We start from the raw sequence: 20,424 nt of genomic DNA, 5'->3' as shown, positions 1-20,424 counted from the left end.
CCCCTCTCACAGCCCCGCAACCGGTACCCGGACTTGGTGAGGACCTGTCAGAACTTGTCGGGAAGCACGGCGTTTACGGCAGCCCCCGCCGACCTACCCTGAAGTCATGGGAGGGCCTACGGACCCGCCTGACGGGGTCCCCGAGGGCGGCCCGGGAGGCGGCGAGGACGAATACCGATCCGTCGTCTTCGACGAATCGTTCGTCCGGGCTGCCCGCCTCCGGGAGTCCTCCGCCGACGAACGCCTGGGCGACCACGCGCCCGCCGTCCGCCGCCGTGCGCCGGGGCGGCCGGGCCTGTCCCGGCAGGCGCTGATCCTCGTCGTCCTGATCGCCATGGCCTTCGGCACCGCCGTCTACATGGGCATGCGCCACCCCGCCCAGGGCCCCACCGCCCAGCAGGCCGCCCAGCCCCTGCGGACGACCGTCGTCCCGCTCGCCCCGCGGGGCCCGGTCCCCGGCGCCGCCGACGCCGGCCGCCTGTACGCGCACAGCCCGGCCGCGGAATTCCTGGTCGGCGCCGAGGGCGTGCCGCTGCCGGACGGCCGGAGCACCGCGCACTTCACCGACGAGCAGGTGACCAACGCCCTCACCACCGCCCGGAGCTACATCCTCCGCTCCGCGGTCGACCCGGAGGTGGTCATCGGCGGGGCGATCGAGCCCGTACGCGCCCTGCTCGCCCCCGACCAGCTCGAACAGTTCGACGCGAGCTTCGACCGGCCGGCCGGCGACGGGCGGCACGCGCCCACCGGCTGGCTGGTGCGGTTCGACCCCGCCCGTACCGAGCTGGCCGACGACAAGATCCGGGTCCGGGGGACCCTGCGGGCCGCGGAGAGCGACGCCTCCACCCTGGAGGTCGTCACCGACCACACCGTCGTCTACGCGCTGCGGCCCGCCGGTGACGACCGGGCCGACGCGTCGCTGTTCACCGTCCGGCGCGAGCTGCACTTCCGCTTCGACCGGGACGACCTGCGGCTGCACCAGACGCGGCTGGTCCTCTCCTCCGTCCGGGCCGGTCCGCTCTCCTGCGCCGAGGACGCCGCCGACATGCTGCGCCCGCTGCTCGCCGGGCAGACCGCCGAGGAGGGCGGCCCGGCCGGCACCGATCCCTACGCCACGGCCGGCGTCACCGCCCTCTGCGGCACCCTGGCGGACGGCGCCCAGCCGGCCGTGTGATCCCACGCGGGCCGTCAGGCCGGGCCGCGCCCGTCGCCCGTGCCGCCGGGCTCGTCGGACCCCCCGCTGCGGCCCGGGCCGTCGCTCCCGGTGGTGCCGTCGGTGCCGTCGCCTCCGTCGGTCTTCGGCGGCCTCGGCTGGGTGCCGGTGAAGCCGCCGAAGCCGCGCCGCACCCGCTCGCCGAGGTCCCCGGCGCCGCCGGCGATGTCGTTCACCAGCTTCATCAGCGGGTCCTTGGAGTCGCGCACATACGTGGCGTAGCTGGACGCCGACTCGCGGAAGGAGTCCCGGACCGAGGCGTCCCCGTCCTCCTCGCGCCGCGGGTAGTGGCCGTCCATGATCCGCTGGTAGTCGCGGGAGGCGGCCCACTTCTTCAGCTCGGCGGCCCGCACCGTGGTGAAGGGGTGGGAGCGCGGCAGGACGTTGAGGATCTTCAGCACCGAGTCGCGCAGGTCGCCTCCGGCCTCGTACTCGTCGGCCTGCTCCAGGAACGCGTCCACGTTCATCTCGTGCAGGTGGTTGCCGCCCGCGATCTTCATCAGGCCGCGCATGGAGGCCTGGAGGTCCTGGCCGACCAGCAGCCCCGCGCGGTCCGCGGACAGCTCCGACTTGCGGAACCACTCGCGCAGCGCGGTGACGATCGCCATGATCGCTATGTTGCCCAGCGGGATCCAGGCGACCCGGACGGCGAGCGACGTCAGGAAGAGCAGGATGGTGCGGTAGACGGAGTGCCCGGACAGGGCGTGCCCGACCTCGTGGCCGATGACCGCCCGCATCTCCTCCTCGTCGAGCAGCTCCACGAGCCCGGTGGTGACGACGATGATCGGTTCGTCCAGGCCGATGCACATCGCGTTCGGGTTCGGGTCCTGGTTGACGTACATCGGCGGGACCTTCTCCAGGTCCAGGATGTAGCAGGCGTCCCGCAGCATGTCGTTCAGATGGGCGAACTGCCGGTCCGAGACGCGCACCGAGTCCGACAGGAACAGCAGCCGGAGACTGCGCTCCGGCAGCAGGCCGCTGAGGGCCTTGAACACCGTGTCGAAACCGCTCAGCTTGCGCAGGGCCACCAGGGCGCTGCGGTCGGCCGGATGCTCGTACGCACGCGAGGAGATTCCGGGGAAGCGCCTGCGCTGCCTGCTCGGCACGTGCTCGTGCCCGTTGTGCTGGTGGCCGTCGGACATGTCTTCCCCCAGGTGCGTCTGTATGGCCCTTTGCGAACCCTTGGACGGGTCTTGGTGCCCCCGAAGCAGTGCCCAGCCTAGGCGGCTATACCGTGGAAACGCAGTACAGCGAAGGAGTCCGCGCCATGGAGCACACCACCCGCACCGCCTGGCTCGCCGAGGCCACGAGGGCCGCCGCCGAGCAGCAAGGGGCGGGCAATCTGCTCCGGATCGTCCTGATCGTGATGGTGCTGGGCTGTGTGCTGGCCGCGTGGTTCCTGCTCCGGGGCTACAGGCGGAAGGACGACTGAGCCGGTCGGAAGGTTCCCCGGCCGGTCCCCGATGGCGGAGTCGGCGTGATCGCCCGGATCGCGCCCGCATACGATGAGCCGACGTCCTTATCCCGCCCACACCTGATAGGTCCTGCCGAAGATGAGCTTCCCCAGCACCGCTTCCCAGTTGGTCACCCTCGCCGCCGAGGGCGGCGAGGGGCACGGCGGCAACCACGAGAGCCTCAGCCCCTACGTCACCGGCATCGGCGCCTTCGTCATCCTGATGCTCCTGCTGTGGATCACCACCCGCTTCAACCGCGACCGCTGAGCGCGGCCCGGAACCAGGGCCTGTCCGGCGGAGCCCGCGGGCCGGGCCGGTAGGGTCTGCACGCATGGGAGAGCAGGACATGCCTACCGGTCCGGCCAACGGCACGCCGAGCGGCCCGCGGCACGACGCGGCGGCCCGCCGCGGCGCGGGCCCCGGCAGCGGCCCGGCGCGGTCGGGCAAGCGCCGCCTCGGCGTCATGGGCGGCACCTTCGACCCGATCCACCACGGGCACCTCGTGGCGGCCAGTGAGGTCGCCGCCCTCTTCCACCTCGACGAGGTGGTGTTCGTCCCCACCGGGCAGCCCTGGCAGAAGAGCCACCGCGCGGTCTCCGCGGCCGAGGACCGCTATCTGATGACGGTCATCGCGACCGCCGAGAACCCCCAGTTCTCGGTGAGCCGCATCGACATCGACCGCGGCGGCCCCACCTACACCGTGGACACGCTGCGTGACCTGCGGGCGCTCAACCCGGACACCGATCTGTTCTTCATCACCGGCGCCGACGCCCTCGCCCAGATCCTCACCTGGCGCGACAGCGAGGAGCTGTTCTCCCTCGCGCACTTCATCGGCGTCACCCGGCCCGGCCACCACCTGAGCGACGCCGGGCTCCCCGAGGGCGGTGTCTCCCTCGTCGAGGTGCCCGCGCTCGCCATCTCCTCCACGGACTGCCGGGCGAGAGTCGCGGCCGGCGATCCCGTCTGGTACCTGGTGCCGGACGGCGTCGTGCGCTACATCGACAAGCGGCAGCTGTACCGCGGCGAGTGAGCCGAGAGGGGCACCGGTGAACGACCGATACGACGCGGGCCACGGGGGCGGTCACGCCGCCCCGTACGAACTCGTCGGCTACGACGAGTACGGCCGGCCCGTCTACCGCCAGACACCGGCCCAACAGCCGTACGACCCGTACGACCAGCGGGCACAGCAGCCCCAGCAGGGGCAGGGGCGGTACGCCGAGCAGCAGTACGCCTACGACCCGTACGCCACCGGCACCCAGCAGCCCGCCCCCTCGTACGACCCCTACGGCGGCTACGGCACCGGTCAGCAGCCCCCCGCGTCCGGCTACGACCCCTACGCCTCCGGCACGCACGCGTACGACGACCCGTACGGCGGCGCGGCGGCCACCGGGCAGCAGCCCCGGACCGCCGGGCAGACCGCCTACATCCCGCAGCAGGCCGGCCCGCCCGCGGAACCGCAGGGCCCCGCCGCGGACGGGTGGCAGCGCGGCGAGCAGCCGGAGCACCGGACAGAGCGGCCCGAGTACGGCGACGGACAGCCCGCACACGGCGGCGAGCAGCCGCAGTACGGAACCGAGGAGCGGGAGTACGGGAACGAGGAGCGGGAGTACGGGAACGAGGAGCGGGAGTACCGCACCGAGCAGTTCTCCTTCGTCGAGGAGCCGGACGCCGACTCCGAGGACGTCATCGACTGGCTGAAGTTCACCGAGAACCGCACCGAGCGCCGCGAGGAGGCCCGCCGGCGCGCACGCGCGCGTGTCATCGCCCTGGCCGTCGTGCTGGCCCTCGTCGCGGTCGGCGGCGTCGGCTACCTCTGGTACGCGGGCAAGCTCCCCGGGGTGTCGTCGTCGGAGGACAAGGCCGGCGGCACGACGGCCGCGGGCGCCCAGAAGCGGGACGTGCTCGTCGTCCACCTGCACGACACCGACGGCGGCGGCACCAGCACCGCGCTGCTGGTCGACAACACCACCACCAAGCGCGGCACCACCGTCCTGCTGCCCAACTCCCTCGCCCTGACCGCCGACGACGGCTCGGCCAGCACGCTCGGCAAGACGGTCGACGAGGCCGGACCCGACGCCACCCGCACCGCGCTGGACTCCGTGCTCGGCACCGACATCGAGGGCACCTGGCGGCTGGACACCCCCTACCTGGAGATCCTGGTCGACCTGGTCGGCAACATCGAGGTCGACACCGACACGGACGTCCCGGACCCGGAGGGCGGGGACAAGGGCGCGGCCCCCCTGGTCCGCAAGGGCGAGAACCAGACCCTCAGCGGCAAGATGGCCGTCGCCTACGCCACCCACCGCGGCTCCGGCGAGGCACAGAAGGCGCAGCTCCAGAGGTTCGGCCAGGTCCTGCAAGGGGTGCTGCGCAAGCTGTCCTCGGACCCGCAGGCCGCGACCACCACGATCGAGACCCTCGGGCTGATCCTCGACCCGCCGCTGACCGAGAAGGACCTCGGCTCCTTCCTGGCCTCCCTCGCCGACCTCGCCAAGGGCGGCGACCACGAGACGGCGCTGCTGCCCGTGCGGGACGACGGCACCCTGAGCCCCGAGGCGAGCGCCTCCGTCGTCAAGGACGTGCTCGGCGGCACCGCCAGCAGCCCCGACAAGGACGCCGCGGTCAGCGTCTCCGTGCGCAACGCCACCGGCGACGAGGCCAGTACCGGCAAGGCCCGCGTGGTCCTGCTCAACGGCGGCTTCACCTTCCTCCAGGGCGGTACCGCGTCCGCCGCGCAGGCCGCCTCCGAGGTCGTCTACGCCGACGACGCCGACAAGGAGAACGCCGTGGAGGTCGCCAAGACCCTGGGCCTGCCCGACGGCTCCGTCACCAAGGGCGAGGTCACCGCGAACGCGGACGTCACCGTGGTCCTGGGCCGGGACTACCGGCCGTCGTCGTAGCGCAGAGTAATCGCGCGTGGTGTGGTCGGCGGTCGTGAGACCCTTGGTGGCAAGTGACCGCCGACCGAAAGCCTCGTAGTGACCGCGACCGACCGCTCTCTTGAACTGATCAACACGGCCGCCCAGGCCGCCGCCGACAAGCTCGCGCACGACGTCATCGCCTACGACGTCAGCGACGTGCTGTCGATCACGGACGCCTTCCTGCTGGCCTCCGCCCCCAACGACCGCCAGGTCAAGGCGATCGTCGACGAGATCGAGGAGCGCCTGAGCAAGGAGCTGGGCGCCAAGCCCGTGCGCCGCGAGGGCGACCGCGAGGCCCGCTGGGTCCTGCTCGACTACGTCGACATCGTCGTCCACGTCCAGCACAGCGAGGAGCGGGTCTTCTACGCCCTGGAGCGGCTGTGGAAGGACTGCCCCGAGCTGGAGCTGCCCGCCGACGCCAAGGCGACCCGCGGCAAGGGCGAGGAGCACGCCCAGCGGCAGGCCGCCGAGGAGGCCGCTCAGGCGGACGGGGAGTGGCGATGAGCACCACCGATGATGCCGCCGCCCGCGCCGGGGGCCGCGGCCGCCGCATCATCCTCTGGCGGCACGGCCAGACCGCCTGGAACGTGGAGCGCCGCTTCCAGGGCACCACGGACGTGGAGCTGACCGAGGCCGGCCTCGCCCAGGCCCGCCGCGCCGCCCGGCTGCTGGCCGGCCTCAAGCCGGACGCGATCGTCGCCTCCGACCTCAAGCGGGCCGCGCACACCGCCGCCGAGCTGGCCGCGCTCACCGGCCTGGACGTCGCCCACGACGAGGCCCTGCGCGAGACCTACGCGGGCGTCTGGCAGGGGCTGACGCACGAGGAGATCATCGAGCGCCACGGCGAGCAGTACGCGGCGTGGAAGCGCGGCGAGCCGGTCCGCCGGGGCGGCGGCGAGCTGGAGACCGAGGTCGCCGACCGCGCGGCCCCGGTGGTGCTGCGGCACGTGGACAAGCTCCCCGAGGACGGCACGCTCGTCGTCGTCAGCCACGGCGGCACCATCCGCACCACCATCGGCCGCCTCCTCGGCCTGGACCCGCACGACTGGGAGAGCCTGGGCGGCCTGACCAACTGCTGCTGGTCGGTGCTCGGCGAGGGCGTCCGCGGCTGGCGGCTGCTGGAGCACAACGCCGGCACCCTGCCGGAGCCGGTGCTCGGCGACGACGACTGAGCGGCGCGGGCGGGGCCTCCCGCGGGGCCCGGTAGCCCGATTTCACTTTCCGGCAGGTCGCAGGCTAAAGTTCTTCTTGTTCGCCCCGCCGAGCGGGAAGAACACAAGCCAGGGGCTATAGCTCAGTTGGTAGAGCGCTTGCATGGCATGCAAGAGGTCAGGAGTTCAATTCTCCTTAGCTCCACAGCTCCACGGACGAATCCCGTCCCCTTCAGGGGGGGCGGGATTTTTCGTTGCCCTCCGTTGAGCACTCCGCCGCCGGCGGGCGTATACCTCGGTGGAGGTCCGCACGGGGGGCCGTGGCCGGACTGGTACTGAGGCGTCGCTGACCGGGTCGGTCCGGTCGTGGCAGAATCAAACGGCCGGAAGGGGGCGCGGCCCGACGGGAGGGAGTAGCGATGCCTGCGAGCATCCTCGAGGAGGTCGACGGCCTCCTCGACGTGGCGTTGACACGGAACACGACCACTCGCCTCCGCTGCCCTTCCTGTGGTTCCGCGCACGTCGCCCAAGTCCTCGGCGACAACGGCGGGATCTCTTACGTGTGCACGGCCTGCGGCCACAGCTGGAGCTGAATCGATGGGTGCACACAGGCGGAAGTGCGACTGGTGCGGCAGCGGTACGCCGATCGTCCGCGACATGGAGCCGCTCAATCCCGAGTACCAGTACTGGTGCGAGGAGTGCGCGCGGGCGCTGATCATAAAAGGCGACCCGATCGAGACGTACCGCGAACTGGAGGGCGAGCCGATCTACGGCCGGCTCCTCGAAGAGCACTGCACGCTCAAGCGGTTCTACTCGTTCGTCACGGCCTGACCAGTCCGGGCGAATCGGGCAAATCGGAAACGATTTGGCGCAGGACCGGGTCGACCGTGTAATGTTGGCGTCGCCGCCGGGGGAAACCCCGGGACACGGCAAAGGGGCTATAGCTCAGTTGGTAGAGCGCTTGCATGGCATGCAAGAGGTCAGGAGTTCAATTCTCCTTAGCTCCACAGACAAAGATCCCCGGGTCGTCGCGACCCGGGGATCTTTCTTCGTCCCCGCCGTCCCGCTCAGCGCCCGAGGGCGCGGCGCCCGCGCCCCGGGGAGAGCACCGGCAGGTTGCTGCGCGAGGGCGCCTGGCCGCGCGTGTCCTGCTCGATCCGCAGGGCGAGCGCCGGGCAACGGCGCACCGCGCGCAGCGCCTTCGCCTCCGCGTAGCGGGGCACCTCCGCCTGCGCGACCGTCGGGAAGCCGTCGGCGCCGAGCTGGAAGACCTCCGGGAGGATGTCCGCGCACAGGCCGTGGCCCCGGCACAGCGTCCAGTCGACGTAGATCTTCTGCCGGCTGGGCCCGTTCTCGCCGTCCGCGCCGCCGCCCGGGATGCCCGTCGGGGCCCTGCCCCCCTCGAAGAGGGGCAGCACGCCGTGCACGGGACGTCCGCAGCCGTTGCCGAGGACATGGGCGGCCAGGTCGTCGGTGAACGCCTTGACGGTCGACTCCAGGAACATCGCCGAGCCGTCCGGGTGCGAGCAGGCGCCGCGTCGCTTGACGTTCCCGGCGACCTGCTTGAGCGCCTCCAGGGCGGCCGGCCCGCCGCCGTTGAGGATGTCCTCCATGCCGCGTGCCGCCGCCGGCAGCCCGAGGTAGCAGGGGCCGCACTGGCCCGCGCTCTCCTCGGCCAGCCACTGCGCCACCCGCAGCGACTCGCCCAGCGGGCAGGTCTCCTGACCGATCGGCAGGATCGCGCCCGCGCCCAGCGAACCGCCCACCGCCTCCAGGGAGTTGCGGGAGACGATCGCCTCGTCGACGGCCGCCGCGTCGATCCACCTGCCGTGGTAGCCGCCGGTCAGCACGCCCTGCGGCACCGGCGGGGCGCCGGCCAGCTGGAGGACGTAGCGCAGCGGCACCCCCGTCGGCAGCTCGATCACCATCGGGCGGGCCACCGCCCCGGACACCGTGAGCATGACGGTGCCCGGCTCGTCGTACAGGCCGGTGTTGCCGTAGCGCTCCGGGCCGATGCGGGCGGCGATGGCCAGCTGGGCGAAGGTCTCGGCGTTGGACAGCAGCGTCGGGGCGCCGCCCACGCCGCTCTTCGAGGCGCTGATCTTGCGGCCGGGCGGGAGCGCCGGGCCCCCGTCGATGGAGCGGATCAGCGAGGCCGCCGCGCCGGAGACCATGCGCACGGGGTTGCGCTGCACACGCGCGCGGAGGGCCGAGCGGCGGCCGTTGCTCAGGCCCCGTTCGGCGAGCGCGGCCTCCATGGAGCGCTGCGTGGACTCCCGGGTGACCCCCACCACGAGCGTGCGGGCGCCCAGCGCCTCGGCGCACAGCAGCGCGCCGTCCAGGATGAGGTGCGGGGCGCGGTTGACGAGCACCGTGTCCTTGCGGCAGGCCGGCTCGTCCTCGCTGGCGTTGACGACGACGACCGGCCGTACCCCGCGCTTGATCGCGGACTCGGCGACCGAGCGGAGCTTCTTGTGGAAGGGGAAGCCCGCGCCGCCGCGGCCCCTGAGGTTGATGCGTTCGGCGAGCTGGGCGAGCTGTTCGCCGCCCATCGGTTCCAGTGGCCCGTGCACCTTCAGGTGCATGGGCAGATCCAGTCGTTCGACAAGGTCGAAGCCCGACGTGAGCTGGGGAAGCCCGACCACGCGGACTTCGGGTACGTCGGGCAGGGCCTCGTTCACTTCAGGCCTCCGGAAGGCGTGTTCCAGGGTTCGCCCGAACCCGGTGCGTCCACGGTGAAGTCGTAGGTGGCACCGGGGGTCGTTTCGGTTGCGGGACCGCTGTTGTACGTGTCGTTCGGGTAGTACGTGTCGTGGACGGTGTTCGTCTCACCGGTGTCGTACACATCACTCGGTCCGTAGCCGCCGGCGTCCGTGGAGCCGTAGGCCGGGATGGTGTGGCCGGTGTCGACGAGCGGGTCGTACGCCGACGGGGGAGCCTCGCCGACCGGCGGCGGGGAGGGGACGGGCCAGCTGCCCGAGGTGCTGCCGCCGCGGTCCGTTCCCTGGCCGGGACGCGGGTCCAGGGGCGGTTCCATCGGGGCGGTCCGCTCGGCCGCGAGGGGCTGCCGCGGGACCGAGGTGCCGGACACGGCCCGGTAGGCCGCCGAGAAGCCGTTCGCCGGCTGCTCCTGCGGCACGGGGCGCTCGGCCGGTTCGAAGCGCGGGGGCGGCGGGGCCGCCCACTGACCGCCGAAGCCCCCGAGCGGGCCGCCGGAGCCGTCCGCCCGCGGCTCGTAGCCGGGCAGGGCGGCACCGGCCGTCGCACGGACCCGGCTCTCCTCCAGCGCCTCACGGTCCGGCCACTCCCGGTCGGCGAACAGCCCGCCGAGCGCGTCGGCGACCCTGCGCTTGACCGGACGGGGGGCGGCGCGCAGCGCCAGGGCCGCCATGACGCCCAGCACGGACAGGCCGTAGAGGACCACGAAGACCGGCTTGGCCGCGCGACCCGCGTAGAGCCCGTGCAGCAGGGCGAAGCACCAGGCCGGATAGGCCAGCATGTGCATGGCGCGCCAGCGGGAGGCGATCAGGGCCGGGGCGGCGAAGCGGTTGCGCAGGGCACCGGTGACGCCCACGAAGAGCATCAGCAGGCCGGCCAGGGTGCCGAAGCCGATCAGCACCTCGCGACTGGCGAACTCCTCGGAGTCCGTGGCCAGCAGCCCGAAGGGGATCACCGCGGCGACCCACGTGGTGTGCTCCAGGGCCAGCTTCACCCCGATGTGCACCAGGAGGAAGACGATCGAGGCGATGGCCGTGATCCGGTGCACGGCCTGCGCCATGATCCGCCGGCGGGCGTCGAGGAGGATCCGGTCCTGCGCCACCAGGCCCCAGACGACCGAGCAGCTGAGCAGGACGAGCGAGAGGACCCCCGCGCCGAAGTTGAGGAACTCCGCGAACGAGGTGTCGACCGTGCTGTCGTTCGTGGTGTCGGCGATGCCGTCCGCGGTCACCACGGCAGGCCTCCCCACGTCGTGACGCGGGACGGGAGCGGTGGGGTACTGCGTGAGGGGTTCATGGGGCGACTCCGAGCGGTTCGGGAAAGAGCGGTCCCGCTGCCGCACTCTAGGTCGCGCCGTACCCGTCGGTACGAGGTTTGAGTTATTGCGCTGTTATCAAACGACAATCTGGTTGCGGTAATGCCCCTTAGTGACTGTTACGCCGAGTAATCTTTGACCTTGGTTCAGGTTTGCGGCCGGGAGCGGGGGCGTCGCGGGGTCTCCGGCGGGGCTGCCCCGGGCGCTCCGCAAGCCCGTCGCGGCCCGCTCGGCGACTGCGGTACCCTGACGCCATGCGTGCCGTACGCCTCCTGCTTAGCGAGCCGCGCTGATCAGTCCCGACCACCGGCGCTCCGGATGGTCGGAATCGGCGCGGCGTCCCCTCCTGTGCGAGGGGATTTTTCATTTCCGGAACACTTCCGGAAGGTCGAGCCGCAGGCAGTAACGATCGATGGAGCTTTGAGGATCATGAGCGAGACGAACCCCGCTGCCGCCACCGGCATGCCGGTGGATGCCGCGCCGCACCGCTACACGGCGGCCCTGGCGGCCGAGATCGAGGCACGCTGGCAGGACTTCTGGGACGCCGAGGGCACGTACGCGGCGCCGAACCCCACCGGTGACCTGGCGGGCGATCCGGAGACGGCGGCCAAGCCCAAGAAGTTCATCATGGACATGTTCCCGTACCCGTCGGGGGCGGGCCTGCACGTGGGCCACCCGCTGGGCTACATCGCCACCGACGTCTTCGCCCGCTTCCAGCGGATGACCGGCCACAACGTCCTGCACACCCTGGGCTTCGACGCCTTCGGCCTGCCCGCCGAGCAGTACGCCGTGCAGACCGGCACGCACCCGCGCGTGTCCACCGAGGCCAACATGAAGAACATGCAGAGCCAGCTGCGCCGGCTGGGTCTGGGCCACGACAAGCGCCGGTCGTTCGCCACGATCGACCCGGACTACTACAAGTGGACCCAGTGGATCTTCCTGCAGATCTTCAACTCCTGGTACGACGAGGAGGCCCGCCGCGCCCGCCCGATCGACGAACTGGTCGCCCGGTTCGAGTCGGGTGAGCGCCCCGTCCCCGGCGGCCGTGCCTGGTCCGAGCTGAGCCACCGCGAGCGCGCCGACATCCTGGGCGAGTACCGCCTGGCCTACGCCTCCGACGCGCCCGTCAACTGGTGCCCCGGCCTGGGCACCGTGCTGGCCAACGAGGAGGTCACCGCCGAGGGCCGCTCCGAGCGCGGCAACTTCCCCGTCTTCAAGGCCAAGCTGCGCCAGTGGAACATGCGCATCACCGCCTACGCCGACCGGCTGCTGGAGGACCTGGAGGAGCTGGACTGGCCCGAGGCCATCAAGCTCCAGCAGCGCAACTGGATCGGCCGCTCCGAGGGCGCCCGCGTCGACTTCCCCATCGACGGCGAGCGCATCACCGTGTTCACCACCCGCCCCGACACCCTGTTCGGCGCGACGTACATGGTGCTGGCGCCCGAGCACCCGCTGGTGGAGAAGTTCACGCCCCAGGAGTGGCCCGAGGGCACCCGCGAGGCGTGGACCGGCGGCCACGCGAGCCCGGCCGAGGCCGTCGCCGCCTACCGCGCGCAGGCCGCCGCCAAGTCCGACGTCGAGCGGCAGGCCGAGGCCAAGGACAAGACCGGCGTCTTCATCGGCGCCTACGCCACCAACCCGGTCAACGGCGAGCAGGTCCCGGTCTTCATCGCCGACTACGTCCTGATGGGCTACGGCACCGGCGCGATCATGGCCGTCCCGGCGCACGACAGCCGCGACTTCGCCTTCGCGCGCGCCTTCGAGCTGCCCATGCGGTGCGTCGTCGAACCCACCGACGACCGCGGAACCGACCCGGCGACCTGGGACGACGCCTTCTCCTCGTACGACGCCGCGGTCGTCAACTCCACGAGCGCGGACGTGTCGCTGGACGGCCTGGGCGTCGCCGAGGCCAAGGCGCGCATCACCGAGTGGCTGGAGTCCGCGGGCGTCGGCGAGGGCACCGTCAACTTCCGCCTGCGCGACTGGCTGTTCAGCCGCCAGCGCTACTGGGGCGAGCCCTTCCCGATCGTCTACGACGAGGACGGCGTCGCCCACGCCCTGCCCGAGTCGATGCTGCCGCTGGAGCTGCCCGAGGTCGAGGACTACAGCCCGCGCACCTTCGACCCGGACGACGCCGACACCCAGCCCGAGACGCCGCTGTCCCGCAACGAGGACTGGGTGAACGTCACCCTGGACCTGGGCGACGGCCCCAAGAAGTACCGGCGCGAGACCAACACCATGCCCAACTGGGCCGGTTCCTGCTGGTACGAACTGCGCTACCTGGACCCGCACAACACCGAGCAGCTGGTCGACCCCGAGATCGAGCGGTACTGGATGGGCCCGCGCGAGGGCATGCCGCACGGCGGCGTCGACCTGTACGTCGGCGGCGCCGAACACGCCGTGCTGCACCTGCTGTACGCGCGCTTCTGGTCCAAGGTCCTGTACGACCTGGGGCACGTCTCGTCCGCCGAGCCGTTCCACAAGCTGTTCAACCAGGGCATGATCCAGGCCTACGTCTACCGCGACAGCCGCGGCATCGCGGTGCCCGCCGCCGAGGTCGAGGAGCGCGACGGCGGGTACTGGTACCAGGGCGAGAGGGTCTCCCGGCTGCTGGGCAAGATGGGCAAGTCCCTGAAGAACGCGGTCACCCCGGACGAGATCTGCGCCGAGTACGGCGCCGACACGCTGCGCCTGTACGAGATGGCGATGGGCCCGCTGGACGTCTCCCGGCCGTGGGACACGCGCGCGGTGGTGGGCCAGTTCCGGCTGCTCCAGCGGCTGTGGCGCAACGTCGTCGACGAGGACAGCGGCGAGGTCACCGTCGTCGACGCCGAGCCCGACGAGGAGACGCTGCGCGCCCTGCACAAGGCGATCGACGGGGTGCGCGGCGACCTGGAGGGCATGCGGTTCAACACCGCCATCGCCAAGATCACCGAGCTGAACAACCACCTGACCAAGGCGGGCGGCCCCGTTCCGCGGCCGGTCGCCGAGGCGCTGGTGCTGATGGTCGCCCCGCTGGCCCCGCACATCGCCGAGGAGCTGTGGCGCAGGCTGGGCCACACCGACTCGGTCGTCCACCAGGACTTCCCGGTCGCCGACCCGGCCTACGTGGTCGACGAGACCGTCACCTGCGTCGTCCAGGTCAAGGGCAAGGTCAAGGCCCGCCTGGAGGTCGCCCCCTCCATCTCCGAGGAGGAACTGGAGAAGGCGGCCCTGGCCGACGAGAAGGTCGTGGCCGCGCTGGGCGGGGCGGGGGTCCGCAAGGTCATCGTGCGGGCACCGAAGCTGGTGAACATCGTTCCGGCGTGACACGGGTGAAGGCCCGGGGCGGCCGCGTGAGGCCGAGACGCTCGGAGCGGTCCGGGTAGACCCTTACGGGCAGGTTCGGGGTTCTGCTGGAACCCTGGGCCTGCCCGCTGCGTTTACGGTGGAAGAGCGGCGCGTCGTGCGCCACGAGACGGCAGACGTGCCGAAGGAGGAGCACCGTGGAAGCAGTGATCGTGGTCTTCGCCCTGCTTTTCGTGCTCCTCGTCGCCCTGGGCGCCTACGCCACGGTGAAGGTGGTCGGCGCCGCCAAGCGCAGTGCCGACCGCCACATCACCCAGGCCCGCCGCACGGTCGAGGACCACACACTGCGGGCCAAGTCCCTGGTCCAGGCGGGCCCGGCGAGCGAGCTCGCCCAGCTGCGCCTGAAGCTGCGCACCTCGATGCGGGCCACGCAGGACGCGCTGCACGCGGGTGTGGCCGAGGACGAGTCCCTGAAGGAGTCCCTCGCCCTCTTCCAGCGGCTCAGCGCGCACGGGCACGAACTGGACGGCGAACTCAGGCGCCTGGAGTCCGAGCCCGACCGTGCCAGGCTCGCCGAGCGCCTGCCCGAGCTGCGCGAGCGCACCGAGCGCGTCACCGGTGCGGCCGACTCCCTGCGCTGGGCGGCCCGCGATCGCGCCCGGCACTTCGCCGAGGACGACCTGGACACGCTCAGCGCCCAGATCGACGTCGAGACCGGTGCCCTGCGGCACTGGACCCGGACGGAGAGTGCGGCGACGCCGCCGCCGTGGCCCGAGGCGTCCGCCGCCGACGGCGAGGGCGGCCGGCAGACCTGGCCGCAGGACCGGGAGCAGAGCCCCGCGGAGGAGAAGGCCCCGCCGGCCATCACCCCGCCGGACCCGCGCCCGGCCTACCCCTGGCAGAAGAAGGCCAGGCCCGAGAGCACGACCTGACCGTGCCGACGCCGGTGTCGCCCGTGTCCGCCTGCCCGTCCACACCCGCCGCGGCGTTCACGCCCGTGCCCTTGCCGTGGCGGTGACGGGCCCGGACTGCCGCACGGGCACTACGCCAGGTAACCTCCAGCTCATGTCCCGCCATGTCGCGATCGTCACAGATTCAACGGCCTACCTCCCGGCCCCGACGATGGAGCGTCACGGCATCACCGCGGTACCGCTGACCGTGGTCCTCGGTGACCGCGCCCTGGAAGAGGGCACCGAGATCTCGACCCGCTCGCTGGCCCAGGCCCTGCAGAAGCGACGCCCGGTCACCACCTCCCGGCCCAGCCCCGAACAGTTCGCCGAGACCTACCGCAGGGTCGCCGAGTCCGGCGCCACCGGCATCGTCTCCCTCCATCTCTCCGCCGAGCTGTCGGGCACCTACGACGCGGCGGTGCTGGCGGCCCGCGAGGCGCCCGTCCCGGTGCGGGTCGTGGACACCGGGATGATCGCGATGGCCCTGGGCTTCTGCGCGCTCGCCGCGGCCGAGGCGGCGGACGGCGGCGGCACGGTGGACGACGCCGTGACAGCCGCGGAGAAACGCGCCGCGGGCACGTCGGCCCACTTCTACGTCGACACCCTCGACTATCTGCGACGCGGCGGCCGGATCGGGGCGGCCCAGGCGCTGCTGGGCTCGGCGCTCTCCGTGAAGCCGCTGCTGGAACTGAGCGGGGGACGGATCGAGCCCCTGGAGAAGGTGCGGACCGCCTCCAAGGCGATCGCCCGCCTGGAGGAGATCGCCGCCCAGCGCGCGGGCGGCGCCAAGGTGGACATCGCCGTCCACCATCTCGCCGCCGCCGACCGCGCCGCGGCCCTGGCGGACCGGCTGCGGGCCCGGGTGCCGGGCCTGGCCGACCTTCATGTCAGCGAGGTCGGCGCGGTGATCGGGGCGCATACGGGGCCCGGGTTGCTGGGGGTTGTGGTGGCGGCGCGGTGAACTGGCGTGCGGCTTCCTGGGGGTGGGGTCATCGGTTGGGCGCGGGTGGCGGGTCGCGGGTCAGGAGTGGCGGGTCGGGGGTCGGGGATGGCGGGTCGCTGATCGCTGATCGCTGATCGCTGATCGCGGTCGCTGGTCTGTGGTCGCGGGCGCCGGTCTGTGGTCGTGATCGCGGTCGCTGGTGTGGGGGGCTGTGGTCTGTGGTCTTTGGCCCGCGGCCGGTTGTTGGTGGGTCGGTTTCGCCTGTGTGGGTGACGGAGTTGTCCACAACCGGGCGGTGATCCCCGGGAATCGACCATGATCATCGCGGGGGTGGCGGGCTGCCGGATCCTCGTGGCATGGCACTGCGATCACCTGTTCACATGGCCCGTCCGACCAGCGGCCCGGGCCGCGGCCCCGCATCCGACGTCCGCACCCGGCATCGCCGCCCGCCCCGCGCTCGCGGACGCGCGCGGCACCTTCGCCGGCGTGCGCCCGCGGAGGAACTGCGCCGACGAGCGGAGACGCTTTTCGGCGAGGGCGCGGTGTCCCGGCAAGGAGCGGGGAAGGGACCGCCGCGGGGGAAGGCCGCCGCGGCGGCCGACGGGGGCACCAGGACGGGGCCGGTGCGCGCGGAGCACCATGCCGATGAGCGGGAGGCGGGAGCGCTCGCCCGGCCGGAGGGGGAGCCGGGAGAGGCCGTTCGCCCGACGGGGGGAGCGGAGGGCCGTCGACCGGTGCCGGAGCCCGGAGGGGACGCTCCGCCGGTCGGCGAGGGCGACGAGACCGGTCGGCCGGTGCGGGACGGGTCCTGGCGGCAGCGGGCGGGACTTGCCCTGCGGGAGCGCATGCCGCTGTGGTTGCAGGCGCGCTGCGGCCTGGAACGGCGCAGCGTGCTCGCGCTCACGGTCGTCCTCGTCGCCGCCGCGGCCCTCGCCGCGCAGCATTTCTGGACCGGCCGGACCCAGCACGTGCGTCCGCCCGAGGTGGTCCGTGCGGCCCCGGCCTACGGCGCGCAGGGCGACGGAGCCGGCACCGCGGCGGCACCCGCTGCCGCGTCCGGTGCGCCGAGCGGCACGGCCTCGCCGGGGGCGGAGATCGTGGTGGACGTCGCCGGCAAGGTCCGCGATCCGGGAGTCCACCGCCTTCCCGCCGGGGCACGCGTCCAGGACGCCCTGCGTGCGGCGGGCGGTGTGCGCCCGGGCACCGAGACCGACGGGCTCAACCGCGCGCGCTTCCTGGTCGACGGCGAGCAGATCGTCGTCGGCGGACCGAACGGCGGCGGGGGAGCGGACGGGGTCACGGGTGCCGGGGCGGCGGCCGGCCCGGGAGCGGGTGGGCCGTCGGCCGGAGGAGCGGCCGGTGCCGTACCCGGAGCGGCACCCGCCGCTCCCCTCTCGCTCAACACGGCGACCGCCGACCAGCTCGACACCCTGCCCGGCGTCGGCCCCGTACTGGCCCAGCACATCATCGACTACCGCACACAGCACGGCGGTTTCCGCTCGGTCGACGAACTGCGCGAGGTCAACGGCATCGGCGATCGCCGCTTCGCCGATCTGCGGAATCTCGTGCGGCCATGAGGCGGCGGGAAGAGATCGCCGGTCCGGTGCCGGGCTCGGGTGCCGGTCGCCATGAGGTGCGGCGGCCCGGTGCGGGCGCCGGGCCACCGGCGGGTGACCGGTCCCCGGTGCACGCCGCTTCCGGCAACCGGCTCGGTGCCGCCAGCCCGCGGCAGGACGGGCCGATGGACCTGCGGCTCGTGCCACCCGCGCTCGCGGCCTGGGGTACGGCGGCGCTGCTGCTGGGCGCTCCGCCCGGCCGGCTCGCTGTCGTCGGCACCGTCTGCCTGGCGGTCGCGGTCGTCCTGCTGGCGGTGCGCCCGGGCCGCCGCCTCCGTTCCCGGCCCCGTCCCGGCGTCGGCTCTGGCTCCGGCGTCGGCTCCGGCCTCGATGCCGGTCCCGGCTCGGGCTGTGATATCGGCTCCGGCTCCGGCGTCGGCTCCGATCTCGGTGCCGGCTTGGGCTCCGGTCCCGGTGCCGGCTCCGGCTGGGACTCGGGCTTCGGTACCGGTACCGGTCCCGGGCTCGGCGCCGGTCCCGGCTCGGGTTCTGGCTCCGGCTCCGGCTCCGGTAGCGGCTTCGGCTCCCGTTTCCGTCCCGGCCTGAGTTCGCGTTCCCGCCGCCGTCCCGGCGCCGCGGTCGCCGCCGTGCTGCTCTGTGTCGCCGCGTCCGCCGTCTCGGCCGGGCTGCACGGGGCGGATCTGCGTCGCGGGCCCGTGCCCGAGCTGGCGCGGCGGTACGCCACGGTCACCGCCGAGGTGGAGGTCACCTCCGACCCCCGGCTCACCCGGCCCCGCGTCCATGGTGATCACGCCGCTCGGCCGACGGTGGTGATCCGCGCCGACGTACGACGGGTGCGGCGTCCGGACGGCGCGACGCTGACCGCCCGGACGCCGGTGCTGCTGATCGTCGACCCCGGCGGCACACGGCCCGCCGCGGCCGAGGGCGACCGCGCCTCTCCGTGGCTCGGCCTCCTGCCCACCACGCGGCTGCGTGTGACGGCGCGAACGGCACCGCCCCTGCCGGGCGGCGGCGACCGGATCGCCGCTGTGCTGCGGGTGCGGGGCGAGACAGGACCGGAGGTGTCGGCCGAGCCGTCCGGGGCGCAGCGGCTGGCGGGACGGTTGCGCGCCGGGCTCCGGGAGGCGACCGACGGACTGCCGGCGGACGCGCGGGCGCTGCTGCCGGGGCTGGTCGTCGGGGACACCTCGCGGGTCACACCCGAGTTGGAGGAGGCGTTCGAGGAGACCGACCTCGTGCACACGCTCGCCGTGTCCGGGGCCAACTTCACCATTCTGCTCGCGCTGTTGCTGGGACCACCGGGCCTGGCGATGCGCAGCGAGCGGCAGGGCCTGGCACCCCGGCTCGGCATCCCGCTGCGGGCGACGGCCGTGCTCGGCGGCGCGCTCGCGCTCGGGTTCGTCGTCGTGTGCCGGCCCGAGCCCAGCGTGCTGCGCGCCGCTGCCTGCGGCGCCGTGGCGCTGCTGGCCCTGGCCACCGGGCGGCGCAGATCCCTGGTGCCGGCACTGGCGACGGCCGTCCTGCTGCTGGTGCTCTACGACCCGTGGCTGGCCCGCAGTTACGGCTTCCTGCTCTCCGTGCTGGCCACCGGCGCCCTGCTCACCCTCGCGCCGCGGTGGAGCACCGCCCTGCGCCGGCGCCGGGTGCCGCCCGGGCTCGCCGAGGCGCTGGCCGCCGCAGCCGCCGCGCAGGCCGTGTGCGCGCCGGTGGTGGCCGTGCTGTCGGCCCGGGTGAGCCTGGTCGCGGTGCCGTGCAACCTGCTCGCGGGGTTCGCGGTCGCGCCGGCCACCGTGCTGGGGTTCGGCGCGCTGGCGACGGCGCCGCTGGCGATGCCGGTGGCCAAGGCGCTCGCGTGGTGCGCGAGTTGGCCCGCCGAATGGCTCGCCGGGGTGGCGCGCACCGGGGCGGCGCTGCCCGGCGCCGGCGTGGACTGGCCCGGCACCTGGGGCGGGGCGGCACTGCTCGCCGTCGTCACGGTCGTGGTGCTGCTCGTCGGCCGACGGCTGCTGCGGCGCCCGTGGTGGTGCGGGGTCTGCGTGGTGCTGCTGGTCCTGGCCGTGGTGCAGCCGCCGCCGCTGACCCGGGTGGTCACGGGCTGGCCGCCACCGGGCTGGCGGCTGGTGATGTGCGACGTCGGGCAGGGCGACGCCCTGGTGCTGGCCGCCGGGGAGGACACGGGTGTCGTCGTGGACGCCGGGCCCGATCCGCTGCTCGTCGACCGCTGTCTGCGCTCGCTCGGCATCACCCGGGTCCCGCTCGTCGTGCTGACGCACTTCCACGCCGACCACGTGGCGGGGCTGCCCGGCGTACTGCGGGGGCGGGCGGTGGGCGCCATCGAGACCACCGGCTTCGAGGAACCCGCGGACCAGGCGGACTTCGTGCGCAGACAGGCGGCGGCCCGGCGGATCCCCCTCCGCCACGCCGTCGCCGGGGAGGCCCGGCGGGCCGGAGAGCTGTCCTGGGAGGTGGTGTGGCCGCCGGCGCCCGCAGGGCCCGCCGCGGCGCCCGCCCCCGAAGGGCCGAACGACGCCAGCGTCAGCCTGCTCGTCCGGACGGCCGGGCTGCGCCTGCTCCTCCTCGGCGACCTGGAGCCCCCGGCCCAGCGCGCCCTGGCGAGATCACCGGCGGCGGCGAGCCTCGACCGGGTGGACGTGCTGAAGGTGGCCCATCACGGCTCGGCGTATCAGGACCCGCACCTCCTGCGCCGCGTCGCCCCGAGACTGGCGCTGATCTCCTGCGGTGAGGACAACCCGTACGGACACCCCGCCCCCGGCACGCTCGGGGCGCTGCACGCCCAGGGCGCGACGGTGATGCGGACGGACCGGGACGGAGCGCTGGCGGTCACGGGCACCGCGGAGAGGCTGGGCGTGGCGGCGGACTGAGAGCGGGGACGC

General features: G+C 73.3%; 16 protein-coding genes and 2 tRNA genes. 15 read left to right on the top strand and 3 right to left on the bottom strand.

Translation table 11 applies throughout. The annotated features are described in order from the left end of the window. Positions 1-106: 106 nt before the first annotated feature. Positions 107-1,174 (top strand): SCO2583 family membrane protein, encoded by a 1,068-nt coding sequence (locus ACZ45Q_RS07750; RefSeq protein ID WP_468256425.1) that lies wholly within the window; start codon positions 107-109, stop codon positions 1,172-1,174. A gap of 14 nt (positions 1,175-1,188) precedes the next feature. On the opposite strand, the gene ACZ45Q_RS07745 is transcribed toward ACZ45Q_RS07750, so the two are convergent. After that, positions 1,189-2,355 carry a M48 family metallopeptidase gene (locus ACZ45Q_RS07745; RefSeq protein ID WP_468256423.1) on the bottom strand — a complete coding sequence of 389 codons (1,167 nt, stop codon included), beginning with the start codon at positions 2,353-2,355 and terminating at the stop codon, positions 1,189-1,191. Positions 2,356-2,480: 125 nt separating this feature from the next. On the opposite strand from ACZ45Q_RS07745, the gene ACZ45Q_RS07740 reads away from it, so the two are divergent. The 9 genes from ACZ45Q_RS07740 to ACZ45Q_RS07700 all read left to right on the top strand — a co-directional run bounded on the left by ACZ45Q_RS07740 (position 2,481) and on the right by ACZ45Q_RS07700 (position 7,746). After that, positions 2,481-2,645, top strand: coding sequence for a hypothetical protein (locus tag ACZ45Q_RS07740; protein WP_468256420.1), 165 nt, complete (start codon positions 2,481-2,483; stop codon positions 2,643-2,645). Between the two features lie 121 nt (positions 2,646-2,766). After that, entirely contained in the window at positions 2,767-2,934 is a 168-nt protein-coding gene (locus ACZ45Q_RS07735) for a hypothetical protein (RefSeq protein ID WP_468256417.1), read from the top strand. Between the two features lie 64 nt (positions 2,935-2,998). Beyond that, on the top strand, positions 2,999-3,697 hold the full coding sequence (nadD, locus tag ACZ45Q_RS07730) for a nicotinate-nucleotide adenylyltransferase (RefSeq protein ID WP_468256414.1): 699 nt from the start codon (positions 2,999-3,001) through the stop codon (positions 3,695-3,697). A gap of 16 nt (positions 3,698-3,713) precedes the next feature. Further along, a complete protein-coding gene (locus ACZ45Q_RS07725; RefSeq protein ID WP_468256411.1) occupies positions 3,714-5,567 on the top strand; it encodes an LCP family protein in 1,854 nt (617 codons plus the stop codon). A gap of 78 nt (positions 5,568-5,645) precedes the next feature. Then, entirely contained in the window at positions 5,646-6,092 is a 447-nt protein-coding gene (gene rsfS / locus ACZ45Q_RS07720) for a ribosome silencing factor (RefSeq protein ID WP_468256408.1), read from the top strand. Then, a complete protein-coding gene (locus ACZ45Q_RS07715; protein ID WP_468256405.1) occupies positions 6,089-6,760 on the top strand; it encodes a histidine phosphatase family protein in 672 nt (223 codons plus the stop codon). The genes rsfS and ACZ45Q_RS07715 overlap by 4 nt, the downstream gene beginning before the upstream one ends. A 111-nt stretch (positions 6,761-6,871) precedes the next feature. Further along, a tRNA-Ala gene (locus ACZ45Q_RS07710) sits at positions 6,872-6,944 on the top strand. Between the two features lie 392 nt (positions 6,945-7,336). Beyond that, entirely contained in the window at positions 7,337-7,570 is a 234-nt protein-coding gene (locus ACZ45Q_RS07705) for a hypothetical protein (RefSeq protein WP_004988233.1), read from the top strand. A 103-nt stretch (positions 7,571-7,673) separates the two neighbouring features. Then, positions 7,674-7,746, top strand: a tRNA-Ala gene (locus ACZ45Q_RS07700). 60 nt (positions 7,747-7,806) lie between these two features. On the opposite strand, the gene ACZ45Q_RS07695 is transcribed toward ACZ45Q_RS07700, so the two are convergent. Beyond that, positions 7,807-9,420 (bottom strand): NADH-ubiquinone oxidoreductase-F iron-sulfur binding region domain-containing protein, encoded by a 1,614-nt coding sequence (locus ACZ45Q_RS07695; protein WP_468256401.1) that lies wholly within the window; start codon positions 9,418-9,420, stop codon positions 7,807-7,809. After that, on the bottom strand, positions 9,417-10,691 hold the full coding sequence (locus ACZ45Q_RS07690; protein WP_468256398.1) for a cytochrome b/b6 domain-containing protein: 1,275 nt from the start codon (positions 10,689-10,691) through the stop codon (positions 9,417-9,419). The genes ACZ45Q_RS07695 and ACZ45Q_RS07690 overlap by 4 nt, the downstream gene beginning before the upstream one ends. A gap of 510 nt (positions 10,692-11,201) precedes the next feature. Here ACZ45Q_RS07690 and leuS point away from each other — a divergent pair. From leuS to ACZ45Q_RS07665, 5 genes are all read left to right on the top strand, one after another. Further along, positions 11,202-14,081: a leucine--tRNA ligase gene (gene leuS / locus ACZ45Q_RS07685; RefSeq protein ID WP_468256395.1), complete on the top strand. Its 2,880-nt coding sequence runs from the start codon at positions 11,202-11,204 to the stop codon at positions 14,079-14,081. A gap of 176 nt (positions 14,082-14,257) precedes the next feature. After that, positions 14,258-14,992 (top strand): hypothetical protein, encoded by a 735-nt coding sequence (locus tag ACZ45Q_RS07680; RefSeq protein WP_468256392.1) that lies wholly within the window; start codon positions 14,258-14,260, stop codon positions 14,990-14,992. Between the two features lie 133 nt (positions 14,993-15,125). Next, on the top strand, positions 15,126-15,971 hold the full coding sequence (locus ACZ45Q_RS07675) for a DegV family protein (protein WP_468256389.1): 846 nt from the start codon (positions 15,126-15,128) through the stop codon (positions 15,969-15,971). A 338-nt stretch (positions 15,972-16,309) separates the two neighbouring features. Next, positions 16,310-17,530, top strand: coding sequence for a ComEA family DNA-binding protein (locus ACZ45Q_RS07670; protein ID WP_468256386.1), 1,221 nt, complete (start codon positions 16,310-16,312; stop codon positions 17,528-17,530). A gap of 164 nt (positions 17,531-17,694) precedes the next feature. Further along, a complete protein-coding gene (locus tag ACZ45Q_RS07665) occupies positions 17,695-20,412 on the top strand; it encodes a ComEC/Rec2 family competence protein (protein WP_468256500.1) in 2,718 nt (905 codons plus the stop codon). Positions 20,413-20,424 lie beyond the last annotated feature (12 nt).

This window comes from Streptomyces sp. NPDC031049 (assembly GCF_055571015.1).
Note: the sequence above shows the minus strand (reverse complement) of the source record. Positions and strands in the feature narration are given on the sequence as shown.

Bases quoted from the DNA above. Each gene is read 5' to 3' on its own strand.
- ACZ45Q_RS07750 (WP_468256425.1), top strand. From the start codon at position 107: ATGGGAGGGCCTACGGACCCGCCTGACGGGGTCCCCGAGGGCGGCCCG.
- ACZ45Q_RS07745 (WP_468256423.1), bottom strand. From the start codon at position 2,355: ATGTCCGACGGCCACCAGCACAACGGGCACGAGCACGTGCCGAGCAGG.
- ACZ45Q_RS07740 (WP_468256420.1), top strand. From the start codon at position 2,481: ATGGAGCACACCACCCGCACCGCCTGGCTCGCCGAGGCCACGAGGGCC.
- ACZ45Q_RS07735 (WP_468256417.1), top strand. From the start codon at position 2,767: ATGAGCTTCCCCAGCACCGCTTCCCAGTTGGTCACCCTCGCCGCCGAG.
- nadD (WP_468256414.1), top strand. From the start codon at position 2,999: ATGGGAGAGCAGGACATGCCTACCGGTCCGGCCAACGGCACGCCGAGC.
- ACZ45Q_RS07715 (WP_468256405.1), top strand. From the start codon at position 6,089: ATGAGCACCACCGATGATGCCGCCGCCCGCGCCGGGGGCCGCGGCCGC.
- ACZ45Q_RS07705 (WP_004988233.1), top strand. From the start codon at position 7,337: ATGGGTGCACACAGGCGGAAGTGCGACTGGTGCGGCAGCGGTACGCCG.
- leuS (WP_468256395.1), top strand. From the start codon at position 11,202: ATGAGCGAGACGAACCCCGCTGCCGCCACCGGCATGCCGGTGGATGCC.
- ACZ45Q_RS07675 (WP_468256389.1), top strand. From the start codon at position 15,126: ATGTCCCGCCATGTCGCGATCGTCACAGATTCAACGGCCTACCTCCCG.
- ACZ45Q_RS07670 (WP_468256386.1), top strand. From the start codon at position 16,310: ATGGCACTGCGATCACCTGTTCACATGGCCCGTCCGACCAGCGGCCCG.
- ACZ45Q_RS07665 (WP_468256500.1), top strand. From the start codon at position 17,695: ATGGACCTGCGGCTCGTGCCACCCGCGCTCGCGGCCTGGGGTACGGCG.